This is a genomic window from Klebsiella sp. GN_Kp190, assembly GCF_040061795.1.
GTDB classification, from domain to species: Bacteria; Pseudomonadota; Gammaproteobacteria; order Enterobacterales; family Enterobacteriaceae; genus Klebsiella; species Klebsiella michiganensis.
Genome location: NZ_JBEAFN010000005.1, coordinates 100,935 through 114,034 on the forward strand (window position 1 = coordinate 100,935; position 13,100 = coordinate 114,034).

Genomic DNA, 13,100 nt, shown 5'->3' on the forward strand with positions numbered 1-13,100 from the left:
TTTCACCATCATCATCGCGACAAAAGACGATTCTTTACAGCCATTTACTACGATGCAACCACCATGTAACACCCCCAATGAGAACGACTAACATTAGGCAGAAAATGGCAAAACCCATATGCCAGCTATTGCCGGGAATGCCGCCGAGGTTGACGCCAAAGAGACCGGTTAAAAAGGTACTGGGCAGAAAAACCATGGCCATCAACGACATCGTATAGGTTCTTCGCGATAGCGACTCCTGCATAATCTGCGCGATCTCATCGCTCATAATCGCCGTGCGGGCGATGCAGCTATCAATCTCATCCAGACCTCGCCCCAGACGTTCGGCAATGTCCTGCATCCGGCGCCGATGATCGTCCGTCATCCACGGCAGACGCTCGCTGGCCAATCTGGCATACACATCGCGCTGCGGCGCCATATAGCGGCGCATGACGATAAGCTGTTTACGCAACAGCGCCAGGAAACCGCGCGGCGGAACCTGCTGATCCAATAAATCATCTTCCAGATCGATAATCCGGTCGTGAAGCTGCTCGATAAACTCGCTGGCGTGATCGGTCAGCGCATCGCAGACCTCCACCAGCCAGCCGCCGCCGTCAACCGGACCGTTGCCCTCGCGCAAATCACCGAGTACATCGTCGAGCGCCAGGACTTTGCGCTGCCGGGTGGAGACAATCAAGCGCTCATCCATATAAAGACGCATCGCGACCAGCTGGTCCGGGCGCTCATCGGTACTGCCATTGATGCAGCGCAGCGTGATTAACGCCCCATCGCCAATCCTCGTCACTCGCGGACGAGTGCTCTCCCCGGCCAACGCGTCACGCACGTTATTGGGCAGCAGCGGCGTCGATGCCAGCCATTCCGCGCTATCCACATGGGTATAGTTGAGATGCAGCCAACAAGGATGCTCTTTATCAATGGTGTCACTGTCGACCAACGGCTTTACGCCGCCCTGCCCGTCGAACACCCATGCAAAAACGGCATCCGGCACGTTCAGTTCCGATCCCTTAATGGCGTCCACTGGACCTCCGTTAACTCATGCACATTTCCGTAGTCTAGCCTTACGCGACGGTTACGCAAGAGCTAATCAGGGCATGCTGCTGAATTCACTGGCGAAAAGCGGGAGGGCTGAAAAAAAGAACCCGCCGGCGGCGGGTTGCTGATGAACTTTGCAATACGGTGTCTAGCCTGCATTATCACCTGCCGCCAGACGCTGGGCTGACGGGAAGGCAGGCTAGCAGGAGCCGTTCATTTTTTCTCTTCTGCGTATTGACGAGCGTTGTCATGCAAATTAGTACACATTGCTTTTTCCTCCATTTTAGTAAGCAAAATAAGAATAGAGCGATCTTGCCGGTTTGCAAGTTTAAGAATTATCTTTCGCAACCCGGCGTGCGTTATCCAGATGACGCAGCAATAGTACGAGGTCTAAATCATTGCGTAGATCGAATTTAGACATAATGAGACGCTTGTGGGCAAAAACCGTTTTATTGCAAAGCGATAGCTTTCTGGCAATCGTGTTCACCGTTAACCCCTGATAAATTGCCGCCGCGATGATTCTCTGCTGCGGGGAAAGCGTCCTCTGCGGGCAACTATCGCACCGGAGCGCCAGCTTTTCTTTTGCTGACGGAGGCGTCAGAACCCATGAAAGTTTAATTTTCGCAATAACCTGAGAGAGCTTCTCATCGCGCCCAACAAAAACTATCTCCTTCAAGCAGAGCGGCAAAGCGCCTCTCCCTCGATGATTTAGCCTGGCAACCACGCCGATCAGCAATCCCGGTTTACGATTTAACAACTCTGGATGACATACGAACTCTTCTCCGCGACATAAATCCAGTACGACGACGTCTGCATCACGCACGAGCTCTTCGTTAAGCGATGCGGTGACCTGTGTAGAGAACGAGTATTCCGGGAAGAGCGCTTGCAATAAAAAATGAAATCCCAAATTAAAGAACTGGTTATTATTTTTAATAACAATATTCAACATCGATTTAGCCTGCTGACGAAAGTAAATCAAGTATTATCCAGATAGCTAACGATACGCACAGTACAGCTATCGTCGTTTTAAAAAACACGATATAAATAAACATTATTTTTTGACCTGAGAACGGGCACTCAACGAACTTTAAGTAAAATAGCTATCTGGCGTGACGGGCATTCCCCTCACCAATTAACTTCGAGGTGCCCATCCGGGATTAATATTTTCAGCATTCAACCCAAACGGAAATAGTGAGAAAACGTCATGCCATCCATATGAATTATATTTCTGCCAACCGGACCGTCGCCAGCAAGTCCAGCTCACGACGAAGCGCTAGCAAAAACCAGCGCTATCGCTGCTGATAGTGAATTTTGATATAAACACACTCATTAACTCAAGTTATTTCTCGGTATCATTTTAGACTATTCATCGCTTGTCTTTTTCTGCAATCCCGACTTATCGCCTCGACGTCACGTGGATTCAAACGGTGATTTCAGCCCTTGATCGAGCCATCCCGTATAAAAGTCTTCATTAACTCATCCCCGCGGCCGCGCGTTGTGAAGATTTCTTTTTCCGCAAAATGCTGTATTATGCAAGTTATTGCAGCATTTTGCGGGTTCAAACGATGCATAAAACGGCCAGGCAAAAATATCTCATTGAGATCCTTAGTGAAAAAGGCCAGATCACGATCAGTGAGCTGGTAGACAGACTGCAGGTTTCTGCAGATACGCTGCGCCGCGATCTTAGCGACCTCGAAAAACAGGGGCTCGCCCAGAAAAACCACGGCGGCGCTATCGCGCTCAATCTCTCCGCCATGAATCGGCAGAACAGGAACACCCTGCTACCGGATACCAAGAAGCGCTTAGGTAAAATGGTGGCGGAGAAGATCCCCGGCGGATCCACGCTGTTTCTTGACGCCGGGAGCACCGTGCTGGCCGTCGCCACCCAGATACAGGGTCCAATGACGGTCATCACCCCCTCTTTAGATATTGCCCAGCACTTCAGCACCCGTGCGGATATTCAGCTTATTTTGCTGGGGGGGAAATGGGATATGCAGCAGCGCCTGTTTGCCGGTAGCGCTACGGTTTCGCTGCTGGAACGCTATCGGGCGGATATCGCTGTTCTCGGCACCTGCGCGCTCCACGCCGACCTCGGCCTCAGCGCCAGTCAGGAGGCGGATGCTGAAGTCAAGCGCGCCATGCTGGCGGCCAGCGCGGAACATTGGCTGGTTGCCGATCATATGAAACTGAATCACTGCGAGCCCTGGCTGGTTGCCGGACTCGCCGACATCCATCAGCTTTTCCTCGATCGCCCCTGGGACGAACTGAAGGATAACGACTCAATACAGCTCCATATCGCTGATGCTTAATAACGCGGAGATGCTTATGACTACCGGTAAGAACATTAATATTGCCCTGATTGGCTACGGCTTCGTCGGCAAAACTTTTCACGCCCCGCTGATCCAGTCCGTCGACGGCCTGAATCTGGCGATTGTCGCCTCGCGTGATGAAGAGAAAGTGAAACGTGACCTGCCAGACGTCACCGTCATCGCATCGCCTGAAGAGGCCATCCAGCATCCGGATGTCGATCTGGTGGTTATCGCCTCCCCTAACGCAACCCATGCTCCGCTTGCCCGTCTGGCTTTACACGCCGGCAAGCACGTTGTCGTCGACAAACCCTTTACCCTCGATATGCAGGAGGCTCGCGAACTAATTGCCCTCGCGGAAGAGAAACAGCGGGTATTGTCGGTATTCCATAACCGCCGCTGGGACAGCGATTATCTGGGCGTGAAGCAGGTTATCGAACAGGGGCTCATCGGCAAAGTTAAACATTTTGAATCCCATTTCGATCGATTCCGCCCGGAAGTGCGCGTCCGCTGGCGGGAGCAGAACGTACCGGGCAGCGGCCTGTGGTTTGATTTAGGTCCGCATCTGATCGACCAGACCCTGCAGCTGTTCGGCCTGCCGCAGTCGGTGCAGGGGAATATCGCCACCCTGCGTGAAGGCGCGGAAATCAACGACTGGGCGCACGTGGTGCTGAACTATCCGCAGCACAAAGTGGTTCTGCACTGCAGCATGCTGGTCGCGGGCGGCGTATCCCGCTTTACCGTCCATGGTGATAAAGGTAGCGTTGTCAAACAACGCGCTGACCAGCAGGAGAGCCAGCTGCTGGCGGGCGTGGTCCCGGGCAGCGAAAGCTGGGGCGAAGACGACGATAGCCTGGTGGTGTTTGATGCCAACCTGCGCGCCAGTGAAATCAGCGCGCCACGAGGCGATCAGCGCCAGTACTATATTCACGTCCGCGATGCGCTGACCGGCAAAATCAGCAACCCGGTATCGCCCTTAGAAGCGCTCGCCGTCATGGCGGTACTGGAAGCCGCAGCGCAGTCTGCCGAAAGCGGAACAACGCAAACTTTAGCGCTGACCGCCGATGAACTGGCGGGCCTGCAATAAGCGCTGCGCGATATGTTTGACGGTTTGTCGTCCGGAGCGCTGCTCCGGATAACCACTCCCTTTCATACCAGCCTACAATTTCACCCGCAGCAAATCGCTGAATCGGGTGGTGTAGGCTGGCGACAGCATATGCCGTTTCATCTCCCAGCTGCGCTCGATTCCCTGCCCGGCAAACCAGAGCTGGCCTTTTTCACGTCGGTTCACTAAATCAAGCACCGTCATCAGCTGTTCGCTATTCGCTCGCGGCTGATAGTCGTCAAACAGGCCTAACTGCGCCACCCCCTGGCTAAAGAAATCGCCCAGCATCACGCCGCACTTTTGATATCGGCATCCCTCCCGCCAGATAGTATCCAGGCATTTTAACGCCGCAGCGACGATATCCCGGCTATCCTGCGTCGGGATGTGAATTTTCGTGCCGGCGTCTTTGCTGTAATAGACTTCATGACCGGCGAACGGACTGGTCTTCACAAAGACCGAAACATAGCGGCAGTACTGGTGCTCCGCGCGCAGCTTCTCGGCGGCGCGGACCGCATGGCTGCAGACGGCTTCGCGCATCGCCCCGTATTCAATTACCTTCTGACTAAAGGAACGCGAGCAGATAATTTGCTGTTTAGTCGGCATATACTCTTCCAGTTCAAGGCACGACTCGCCTCTCAGCTCCCGCACGGTGCGCTCCATTACAACGCTGAAATGTTTTCTGATCAGCGGAGCGGGCGTCTCGGCCAGCTGAAGAGCCGTCGTAATCCCCATGTCATTGAGCTTTTTCGCAATGCGTCGCCCCACTCCCCAGATTTCACCGACGGCAACCTTCTCCAGCAGTTTTCTCTGCCTGGCCGGCAATGAGAGATCAACAACGCCCTCGAATTTTGGCCACCTTTTGGCCGCATAATTCGCCAGCTTGGCCAGGGTTTTCGTCGGCCCGATCCCGACCCCTACCGTCAAGCCGGTACTCTGGAGTAATGTACTACGCACGTGGCGACCAAATGCCTCAAGCTCCTCAGAACGATGGATCCCGGTCAAATTTACGAACGCTTCATCAATGGAATATTGATACACCGCGGGCGCCAGTTCTTCGAGAATCGTCATGACGCGATGGGACATATCGCCATAAAGGGCATAGTTGCTGCTAAACACCGCTACCTGATGACGTTCAAACTGTGATTTCACTTTGAAATACGGCGCGCCCATTGGAATTTCCAGCAGTTTCGCCTCGTGGTTTCTGGCGATGACGCAGCCATCGTTATTGCTTAACACCACCACCGGATGCCCGCGTAAGTCAGGGCGAAAGGCTATTTCACAGCTGGCGTAAAATGAATTCACATCGACCAGGGCAAACATCAGCGGAGCCTGTTGATGCTGAAAGTGACAACGCCAAAAATCTCCAGCGCTTCACCGTCGTTGCGCAGCACAATTGGCGGAAAATCCGGGTTCATCGGCAAGAGCTGCATGATGGGGTGCGTACAAAGACGCTTAACCGTGTATTCACCGTCGACTGAGGCAATGATGATATCCCCATGTTTCGCTTTCAGGCCGCGATCCACCACCAGCAGCGTACCTTCATAAATGCCGGCATCCACCATTGAGGTGCCTGTCGCCATAACAAAATAGGTTGCCGCGGGATGGCTGATACAAAGCTCATTGAGATCGATTCCCTTCTCAATATAATCCTGCGCAGGGCTGGGAAAACCGCATGGGACAAGGTCGCTAAACAGCGGAATCGACACAATCTGACGCAACTCAACCGGTTCATAGAACAACATAATAGATTCACCCGTTATAATACTGTGTTTTTATACAGTATCGATAGTTCATCTGAGTTTTTCAAGTCGCCTGTCGGAGATTGGCGTGAAGCCGTTGAAGTTGCGCTGAATTTTGCGTAAGGCGTTGCATAGCACGGGGCTGGAGAATGCCTCTCCCTACGTATTCCAGATGGTTTTGTACGGCATGCTGGAAATTTCCGCAAATTGGGAGGAGGATAGAATCCGTTGATGCGTGCTTTGCTCATCGCTTGTTGTTGTCCACCCGACATACTGAACCGGAGATTCATATGTATTACACGTTAGGAGACAAAACTCTCCACTTTTATCGTTATCAGTGCCGTTTTTATGTCGCTCATTGGGACGGAGGTCATGTGATGACGGAGAAGTTCAAACCGTTTATTGCCTCAATCACCGAGAAAACGGGCATTGAGGCAAAGAACGTTGAGGCGGCGGCGCGGGACTACTTCAATAACGTCGACTGAGATTGAACCCCGGACCATCGCTATCGGCTTATCCATAGCGATGGCAACGGCTGGCGAACGGCAGAAAGCGCAAATAATAAGCCGTGTCACGCGTTCGTAAAACAAAGCCTGTAGGATAGCCCCCGGACGCCACCAGCACTAAAACGAGGTGAAGAGATGGGAACAGTAAAAGCCAGCAATCTGGAACAGGCAAAGCAGCTTCTGCAGTCCGGCGACGCCATTAAACTCGAACTGGATTTCGAGCTCGACTCTGATGAGTTTTTTAATTTTGCTATCGAGTACTGTACAAATGGAACGAAGCTCACGCGAGCCGGCGATCGCTTCCTGATTTCACGTAAAAAAAGGTAGCCTGAGAGTCATCCCTGCCATTCACAGCATCACAGAGGCATACGTTTTTCGCATCTGTGATGCTCTCCATCATAATAAAAATATCCGCAGAAATTAACCTCAAATATTGATACATCGCGCATTTTCGTGAGTAAAGGAGGAATAGTGTAGCTTCGCTATCTCACCGAGGGTTAAATCGTGAAAAAACTATTAATATGCTGTCTGTTTGGCGAAACGGCAGGGATTATTGCCCGCAAAATGCAAAAAATTGCTGACGATCGGCAATTAGATTTATTAATCAGCGCCGTTGGGGTTGAAAATTTCTTTAGCGTCGCGCCTGCCTATGATGGCGTACTGGTTGCGCCGCATATCCAGTATAAGGTTGAACAATTTATTAGCGCACTGCATTTACCACAAGAAATTGCCGTGATTGAAAGCTTGCCCTATGCCTCATTTGATGGCGAGAAGATCCTCAACTTCGCGCTGAATACAATGCCTTCATCTCTGTCCTGATCTCTACGTCCCGCCCCACACAACCCGCGAGATCGCGGGCTCTGTGGGGATTAATTATCTGAACGGCGCGTCAAGAGGCACTTCAGCGTCCGGTTCGTGGGTGATGCGGTTGCGAAGATCGCGACGAATCATCTCAATGGCCCAGAACCAAAAAATATGCCCCACCAGTTCCGAAACATATTCATCGGCAGGAATATTCAATAAAGAGGGGGTCAGGCCCAGTAACGGAAAGGAAATCCAGTGTACGGCGATAGTTGCGACAATCCCGGCCCATACCCCCTGCCATAATTTAACTTTCGGAAAGACCTCCGCGACGACACAATAGCCAACGGCAAATACCAATGAGAATATAATATGCGTAACCATCACCGGATTGATGATGTGTTCGGAAAAAGTATAAACCGTATGCGTCGGGTCAATGCCCAGATAGTCGCGTAAGAAAAGATAAGGTGGGTTAAATTCATCTCTGCCACCGGAGAAAGTACGCGGTGGTAAAGGAACTTCAGCGCCCCATTTAACAAATGCCGACATAATCCCTGCCACTACCCCGACAAATAACGCTACGCCATAACGACGGCGTCCAGGTGTGGTCTGTTTAAAAAAATCCTTAATTGCCATAAAATCACCATTAATATATTACATTTATTTTCCCTGTATCATATTTAAAGGCATTGGCGATTATCAATGTTGATCACGATCACACTTTATTGGGTCCTGTGGCTACCAGTTCTATACTGTAATTATGACCATAGGTATACCATTAGCAGATAAAGAGCCCCTTTTATTCAAAGGAGACTCTTCCAGTACGATGCGTTTATTGCCCAAAGCGGTAGCTAATGCCGGCCATCATGGAGCTCACATCGCTGCTCACGCCAATTTGGTTTTCGTTACCCACATTGTTGACCCACTGGTACTCCAGGCGCCCCGACCATCTGTCATTAAAGGCATATTCGGTACCGAAAGCCAGCACCGGACGCACGCCCGTATCAAATCGATTTTTTCCATTCACATCGGATTCCGCACGGTAGCCCATCAGGCCGGCCCGGCCGTACAGATCCCAGTCGCTGGTCAGGCTGTAGCTGGCCTTCAACGAAAGCTGTAGCCCCTGACTTTTCATTTGCGAACCGGCTGCGCCATGGCGACCATTGATGCCCATATTCCCTAAATAGTCATATCCACCTTCAACCGCCAGCCAGGGGTTAATCTGATAGCCGGTAAACACACCGCCGCCGACGTTATCACGGTCAACATCGACTTGCCGATCGGTGCTGGAGTCGCCGTAGTGCGACCAGCCAAATTTAGACCCCGCGTACCAGGTCCCTGTCTCCGCAGCAGCAAAAGCGGCAGTCGCCGTAAAAGTATGAGCAATAATTAACGTAATAAGCGTCTTCTTCATAATCATCCCATTGTCGACCCGTTGTCGAATAAATGTCATCGTCAAAAGTTAAGTGGGCCTACAATAGAATATTAACGTCGCGCTGATAATCGTTTTATTATTTAATTTTGGACAAACTGCCAGCGCTAAAAACGCTCGGGTAATTTATTCACCCCCGTCAAATACCCTCCCCGTTTAAAAGCAATATAATTACCACTTTTTAACGCCGACAACACGTTTAATACACTGCTGCGTGATAAGTGCGTACGTTCCTGGATATAATCCAGGATAGAGACCCGCATCCGGGTCTCTTCGGGTAGCTGGCCCATTTCCTGCAAATGATTGCGGATAACGGCGTAGGTTCGCTGCTGTACGACGAGCGCGTCGCGATAGAAAAGATAAGCCGTGTGGTACGACAACAGTGAGGCGACGTCTTCCCAAACGCCGTGCTGGCGAAAGGTTTCCATCGCTTTTTGCGCATCAACGCGCAGTATTGTCGATTCGGTTTCCGCACGCAGCTGATGGCCGCGTACCGGCTGGATCATCTCGGCAATACCAAACAGGTGTGGGTGGTAAACCGTGACAATCAACAGACCGTCCGAGGCCCGGAGTATGGAGAGCTCGCCGTCAAGGAAAAGGAACAACTGCGGTTGATTTTTATGCGTCCAGGTCATGCGTTTCCGCGGCACAACGACCATTTTTTCAGCAATTGGCGTCAGGAGCGCCGTTAAGCGCTGGATACTCTCTTCCGGACGGACGGGCGGTAGTATATGCATAGAAATACCTGATTAGTTCTGGTTTAAGAATTATAGAACGCAACAAGATTTCCGTAAGAATTGCGTAGCTGCGCATTGACGCACATCGGCAAAGAGAAGAAAAGTACGGCGTGATTTAAATTTAAACAAACTAAAAAGCTGCCCGCAGGCAGCCCGATCAAAATGGTAATAATGCTTACTATACCCGTCATACTTCAAGCGGCTTATGTGTTTACTCGGTTCATCCATGAGCCTCGCCCTTACGGGCCGCCGGGATAAGGCGTTATCTATGCTTCTTGAAGCTCACGCCCTGGCCGCCTTTAAGCAACTCGAATTATTTAGGGTATTTGCAGATATCAAAGGCCCTTTTCGGGACCTTTTCTTACTTCCGTAACGCCAGCGATGCCGAGTTTCTGGAAATATGCGGTGCGATGTTATCAAATGTAATCATTGCGGATTTACAAAAAATGCATTTCGCGCCAAACGGATTTTTTTCAGAAACATCGTAGGTGGATGTTCTGTACTGTGACCCATGACAGCATGGGCATCTGAAATGAATGTGGTCAATCATGATGTTAGCCTCTTTTTGCTACAACATTCTCTACCGCAGGGACATTTAGCCATATTTCACAGAAAACGCCTTCCCGGCTTTTCTGTCACAGCGTAAAAACGCTGCTCTGAATGGTGAGAATAACAATGACATCATTGTCATTACTTCTTATAGAAACATCTGAAGCGCACTTCAGACTGAACTCTATTACTGCACCAGCGATTTTTTAATGTTGTTAATTTCTTAGTTTGCCCGAGGGCACGTAATGTTCGGTAGATTTCAATAAAATAATCGTGTGCTTTGGGATAACGCTATCTCTTATGCACTTTTCACGCTAAACGGGAGATACAAGGACTTTCCTTCACTATCACCGTTTGCGCCAGCTTCTGAGCCTGTCTACTCGGGTTTAGACCGTCATCGTTGTCGCAGGTTCAAAAAACTTTAACATTATTCGCGTCACAGAGCTTAATTAATCACGATAAGGAGAGTCTAAAGAAGGATTATCTATGGATAACGCTTGAGATGAGAACTGCTTCGCTAAACCGTTTATTACCGCATCTGTGTAGTAAATCAACTTGCTATTGATCACACAGATGGCGATTGATAGCAAGCTTTATTTTCACGCCACGATGTTCGCCAGCTGGCGAGCTGGTAACGCGAATGAATCCAGGGCCCAGGCTGGAGAGGCCGCCCAGGGATGACCCGATGACCCCGGGAAGGTGTACAGCCGCCTCTCATTTGGCGTGATTTGCCACAATTGTGGCGCTTTATGAATGTTACCGCCAGGATTGAAACGTTATGCTCTTCTCCGGGAAAAGATTCGCTCCCTGACAACACTCATCCTGCGGAAACCTGACAATGGCACATAACCGTACTTTCTCTCTCAATATCGGCTGGAAAGCGCTGCTAAAAGATGCGGGTTTAGAGCCTCAACATCTACTACGCAAAGCAGGATTGCCCGACGACACGTTTTCGAGGACAGAGCGCGGCCTTAATATCGAGGAGTATATTCGTTTCTGGCGCGCCCTTGAGGTAGAAACAAACGATCCTGCTTTTCCCTTACCACTGGTAGAAAGAGTCTCTGCTGAAATCTTTGATCCCCCGCTTTTCGCCGCACTATGCAGCACCAACATGATGCAGGCAGTTCAGCGACTGGCCAGATATAAGCAACTCATTGCCCCAATGGTTCTGGAAATAGTTGTAGAACACAGCGGCATCCTTACCGTTTCACCGCGCTGGCTGTCAGCGACAAACATTCCTCCGTCCCTGCAGATAGCAGAACTTGCTTTCTTACTGCGGCTGCTAAAACTTGCCACTCGCGAACCGGTCACAGCAGTGAAAGTCACGCTCCCTCAGCTTCCCGCCAGAATACAGGACGGCCACCTTACCCGCTTTTTCGGTACCGCCGTAGCGTATGGAGAAAAACCGGCCATCAGCTTTTCCGCCGCTGATGCCCTCCGCCCGTTTTTAACGGTGAACGAAGGAATGTGGCAAATATTTGAACCAGAGCTGCGCCGCCGTCTCAGCACGTTAGATGAAACGGCCTCAACAACTGAACGCGTACAGGCGGTACTTCTTGAGCTTCTTCCCGGTAACGAAGCCACTATTGAGAAAACGGCGGAGCGTCTCGGTATGAGCAAACGTACGCTTCAGCGCAGACTTGAAAGTGAGGGAGGAAATTTTCGTACATTGGTCAATATTTGCCGGGAGAACCTGGCGCGGCACTATCTGAGTCATACCCATCTCTCCGGCTATGAGATTGCATTCCTGCTTGGCTTTGAAGATCCAAACTCCTTCTATCGCGCATTTATGGCCTGGACCGGACAGACGCCGGAAACCGTCAGAGGGAGCATGCGTCTTAATGGAAAGAACTCCTCAGGTTAAACAAACGAGATGACGCGGTTGTTAAGCACCAACTTGCCATAAGAATCGCGTTACCTCCTGTCGTTTCCACAAAAGGCGGCTTCCTTTCTGATCTGAAGCGAATGGCGCCGTTAGCAAGCGTACTGGCGCATAAGGCCAGATGAAAAGAGCCTGTCTGCAGGCAAACTGTAGCCAGTCCATGAAACGAGGTCCTTATGTTCGCTCCGGAAAAGAAAACCGCGCTGGTCACCGGCGCATCGTCAGGGATGGGCAAAGCTATTGCCCGTCGCCTGATTCAGGATGGTTACCAGGTATATGTTGCCGCCCGTAGCATCGATAAAATGGCCGATCTGGCCGAACTTGGCGCACAGCCGTTACGGATGGATATAGCCAGGGATGAGGAGATTGTCTCCTGTGTAAACGCCATTCTGTCGCAAACCGGGGGAGTGGATGTCCTGATCAATAATGCAGGCTTTGGCCTGTATGGACCCGTAGAAGAGATCGGTATTGATGAAGCACGCTATCAATTTGAGGTTAACCTCTTTGGTGCCGCACGGCTGACGCAGCTACTGCTCCCTGCAATGCGGGCCAGACGTAGCGGGCATATTGTCAACATCTCCTCGATGGGAGGGAAGATGTACAGCATCCTTGGTGCCTGGTACCACGCCACAAAACACGCGCTCGAAGGATGGTCAGACTGCCTGCGCCTGGAGGTCGCCGGATTTGGGATTAAGGTCACGATCGTCGAGCCGGGGGTGATAGAGACAGGCTTCGGTGATGCTGCCAGCGAAAGCATCGTCAAACGTTCACACAGTGGCCCCTATGGCCAACTGGTGAAAATGGTGGCCGCGTCGATCAAAAAAACTTACGGGCACGGGACAGGCAGCGATCCGAAGGTTATCGCGGATGTCGTTTCAAGCGCCATTAACAGTAAGAACCCACGTACGCGCTATGCCGCAGGTAAGTTTGCAAAAATGCTTATCTGTCTGCGCGTCTGGCTGGGCGACCGTATATTCGACCGTATTATTCTCAGTCAGACACGCTAACAAG

The 13,100-nt window shown here is 51.1% G+C and carries 15 protein-coding genes; 7 read left to right on the forward strand and 8 right to left on the reverse strand.

The annotated features are described in order from the left end of the window. Window positions 1–34: 34 nt before the first annotated feature. On the reverse strand, window positions 35–1,018 hold the full coding sequence (gene zntB, locus ABLU67_RS02470) for a zinc transporter ZntB (protein ID WP_004850311.1): 984 nt from the start codon (window positions 1,016–1,018) through the stop codon (window positions 35–37). A gap of 342 nt (window positions 1,019–1,360) precedes the next feature. After that, on the reverse strand, window positions 1,361–1,981 hold the full coding sequence (locus tag ABLU67_RS02475; protein WP_025107979.1) for a LuxR C-terminal-related transcriptional regulator: 621 nt from the start codon (window positions 1,979–1,981) through the stop codon (window positions 1,361–1,363). Between the two features lie 616 nt (window positions 1,982–2,597). Here ABLU67_RS02475 and ABLU67_RS02480 point away from each other — a divergent pair. After that, complete coding sequence (locus tag ABLU67_RS02480; RefSeq protein WP_025107980.1) at window positions 2,598–3,341, forward strand: DeoR/GlpR family DNA-binding transcription regulator; 744 nt, start codon at window positions 2,598–2,600, stop codon at window positions 3,339–3,341. Next, entirely contained in the window at window positions 3,334–4,425 is a 1,092-nt protein-coding gene (locus tag ABLU67_RS02485; protein WP_170912124.1) for an oxidoreductase, read from the forward strand. Before ABLU67_RS02480 ends, ABLU67_RS02485 begins: the two co-directional genes overlap by 8 nt. A 72-nt stretch (window positions 4,426–4,497) precedes the next feature. On the opposite strand, the gene umuC is transcribed toward ABLU67_RS02485, so the two are convergent. Together umuC and umuD are read right to left on the reverse strand one after the other, a co-directional pair. After that, window positions 4,498–5,763 carry a translesion error-prone DNA polymerase V subunit UmuC gene (umuC, locus tag ABLU67_RS02490; protein ID WP_348852140.1) on the reverse strand — a complete coding sequence of 422 codons (1,266 nt, stop codon included), beginning with the start codon at window positions 5,761–5,763 and terminating at the stop codon, window positions 4,498–4,500. After that, window positions 5,763–6,185 carry a translesion error-prone DNA polymerase V autoproteolytic subunit gene (gene umuD, locus ABLU67_RS02495; protein WP_025107983.1) on the reverse strand — a complete coding sequence of 141 codons (423 nt, stop codon included), beginning with the start codon at window positions 6,183–6,185 and terminating at the stop codon, window positions 5,763–5,765. The genes umuC and umuD overlap by 1 nt, the downstream gene beginning before the upstream one ends. A gap of 287 nt (window positions 6,186–6,472) precedes the next feature. On the opposite strand from umuD, the gene ABLU67_RS02500 reads away from it, so the two are divergent. The 3 genes from ABLU67_RS02500 (at window position 6,473) to ABLU67_RS02510 (ending at window position 7,507) form a co-directional block, all read left to right on the forward strand. Further along, complete coding sequence (locus tag ABLU67_RS02500; RefSeq protein ID WP_014229113.1) at window positions 6,473–6,667, forward strand: hypothetical protein; 195 nt, start codon at window positions 6,473–6,475, stop codon at window positions 6,665–6,667. Between the two features lie 156 nt (window positions 6,668–6,823). Beyond that, complete coding sequence (locus ABLU67_RS02505; protein WP_004850297.1) at window positions 6,824–7,015, forward strand: hypothetical protein; 192 nt, start codon at window positions 6,824–6,826, stop codon at window positions 7,013–7,015. A 177-nt stretch (window positions 7,016–7,192) separates the two neighbouring features. Continuing rightward, the gene (locus ABLU67_RS02510; protein ID WP_004850294.1) at window positions 7,193–7,507 is read left to right on the forward strand and encodes a PTS cellobiose transporter subunit IIB; all 315 of its coding nucleotides are present in this window, start codon (window positions 7,193–7,195) and stop codon (window positions 7,505–7,507) included. Between the two features lie 54 nt (window positions 7,508–7,561). Here ABLU67_RS02510 and ABLU67_RS02515 read toward each other — a convergent pair whose 3' ends face one another. The 4 genes from ABLU67_RS02515 to ABLU67_RS02530 all read right to left on the reverse strand — a co-directional run bounded on the left by ABLU67_RS02515 (window position 7,562) and on the right by ABLU67_RS02530 (window position 10,208). Beyond that, the gene (locus ABLU67_RS02515; protein ID WP_348836121.1) at window positions 7,562–8,125 is read right to left on the reverse strand and encodes a DUF1440 domain-containing protein; all 564 of its coding nucleotides are present in this window, start codon (window positions 8,123–8,125) and stop codon (window positions 7,562–7,564) included. 196 nt (window positions 8,126–8,321) lie between these two features. Beyond that, window positions 8,322–8,903 carry an outer membrane beta-barrel protein gene (locus tag ABLU67_RS02520; RefSeq protein ID WP_049071981.1) on the reverse strand — a complete coding sequence of 194 codons (582 nt, stop codon included), beginning with the start codon at window positions 8,901–8,903 and terminating at the stop codon, window positions 8,322–8,324. A gap of 125 nt (window positions 8,904–9,028) precedes the next feature. Continuing rightward, window positions 9,029–9,658 (reverse strand): winged helix-turn-helix transcriptional regulator, encoded by a 630-nt coding sequence (locus tag ABLU67_RS02525; protein WP_154918961.1) that lies wholly within the window; start codon window positions 9,656–9,658, stop codon window positions 9,029–9,031. 361 nt (window positions 9,659–10,019) lie between these two features. Continuing rightward, window positions 10,020–10,208 carry a cold-shock protein gene (locus ABLU67_RS02530; protein ID WP_071532263.1) on the reverse strand — a complete coding sequence of 63 codons (189 nt, stop codon included), beginning with the start codon at window positions 10,206–10,208 and terminating at the stop codon, window positions 10,020–10,022. An 837-nt stretch (window positions 10,209–11,045) separates the two neighbouring features. Between ABLU67_RS02530 and ABLU67_RS02535 the strand changes: the two genes are divergently transcribed. Both ABLU67_RS02535 and ABLU67_RS02540 read left to right on the forward strand, forming a co-directional pair. Further along, window positions 11,046–12,071 (forward strand): AraC family transcriptional regulator, encoded by a 1,026-nt coding sequence (locus ABLU67_RS02535; RefSeq protein WP_025107986.1) that lies wholly within the window; start codon window positions 11,046–11,048, stop codon window positions 12,069–12,071. 194 nt (window positions 12,072–12,265) lie between these two features. Continuing rightward, a complete protein-coding gene (locus tag ABLU67_RS02540; protein WP_048263679.1) occupies window positions 12,266–13,096 on the forward strand; it encodes an oxidoreductase in 831 nt (276 codons plus the stop codon). The last annotated feature ends 4 nt before the right edge of the window (window positions 13,097–13,100 follow it).